Annotated in this window: 1 protein-coding gene; it reads right to left on the bottom strand. The window is 50.9% G+C overall.

The genetic code is table 11. The annotated features are described in order from the left end of the window. Positions 1-67: 67 nt before the first annotated feature. Positions 68-1,243, bottom strand: coding sequence for a hypothetical protein (locus tag CPA45_RS22435; RefSeq protein WP_096655521.1), 1,176 nt, complete (start codon positions 1,241-1,243; stop codon positions 68-70). Positions 1,244-1,463: the final 220 nt, after the last annotated feature.

Below are 1,463 nucleotides of genomic sequence, written 5' to 3'. Positions count from 1 at the left end.
CTACCGCCGGGGAAGACGGTAGCTGCCTTCCCCGGCGGGTAACCAATGGATATTGGCAGATTTGAACTCAGCGTGGGGGTTCGTCGTTCAGCTGCTGATCCGTTGAATCCGCGGACGGTGTCGTTTCCGGCCGGTCAACGAACTTGCCCGCTTTCCAGGGGAAACGGCCAAAGTCATTGACGTCTTCCGGTTCGCCCTTGCGGGTTTCGCGGTAGTTGGGCACCGAGAGTTCCATCAAGTCTGGGCGACCGCCCCAAATGGTGCTGTCCACTTCGGAGCGGTGCGCCTCGCGCAACGCTTTGAGTTCTTCTTCGCTGCTATTGGCATATAAATCGCGCCAGTAGGTCGCGGGGCGGCCACGTTTCCCCGCCTCATCATAGGCCTTGGTGGTCGGATCGAGGTGACGGAAGGGCTCTAATTCAGGTACATCTGGCAGCGGCTGAGAGACATCCATATAACGCTGCAACATATCCCAAGCGGCATAGCGCTGAGCGATACTGCCATCTACGGTAAAACTAAACTCCAGTGGGCGCTTAGAAAAGGAGTCTGGACTGCGATGAGGGTAACGATGAATTAATTTAAGGGAATGGAACTGCGAGCCCTGAGTACCTACAGTCATCTCGATATAAGCATCAAACTCGTAAAAAGGAAAGATCCCTCGAAATGTCTTGACCATGCCGGTGCGCCGACAAAAAGCATAATCATTCGACCAATTGCGATTGCTGTTATAAAACTTTAACTCGTGTTTTTCCCACAGCTGGCGAAGAATGGTTGCAATGCCACAAACAGCGGTAGCAATTAATAAAGGGGTAAACGCTTGAAGTAGTGTATCGGCTGCGAAGATGAACAGCAGAGTACACACACTAATTATACCAAAAACAAACCACCCTCCCCCTCTTATAAAGCTAAAGCCATGAGTAAATAAAATAAAGAGAAATCGGTTGATGCGATAGAAATCATTAACATTTTCGTCGACTCGTTTAGACCAACGAGACTCATTGATCATGGTGTAGTCATTATAGTCATCACCGATATATTGATACTCCCGAAACCAAAGATCCGAGTATTGATAAGTGGTGGGATTTACACCCAGATAACTACCCCAAGGTAGGCGTGTTTCCAAAATTCGCCCATGCAACATCTCGTTTTGAGGGGCATAACTCTGCTCAGGAATAGCATCAAAGCGATAAGCGGTTTCGGCGTAGCCTTCCGCAGGCGTTAGCGGTTCGTTTTGCAAGCTCATCGGCGAGCTCCCTGCTGGGGCCATACCCAGGTCAACAACGAGGGATGCGTGGTAAAGGTCATTTCGTCCTCAGTCAATGATATGGCAATAGGTACGACTGCCCACGCTACCGCCGGGGAAGACGGTAGCAGCCTTCCCCGGCGGGTAACCAATGGATATTGGCAGATTTGAACTCAGCGTGGGTGTTCGTCGTTCGGCTGCTGATCCGTTGAATCCGCGG

The organism is Vreelandella nigrificans (assembly GCF_002374315.1).
GTDB classification, from domain to species: domain Bacteria; phylum Pseudomonadota; class Gammaproteobacteria; order Pseudomonadales; family Halomonadaceae; genus Vreelandella; species Vreelandella nigrificans.
Note: the sequence above shows the minus strand (reverse complement) of the source record. Positions and strands in the feature narration are given on the sequence as shown.

Excerpts from the sequence above, each read along its gene's own strand:
- CPA45_RS22435 (WP_096655521.1), bottom strand. The coding sequence starts at position 1,243 with ATGAGCTTGCAAAACGAACCGCTAACGCCTGCGGAAGGCTACGCCGAA.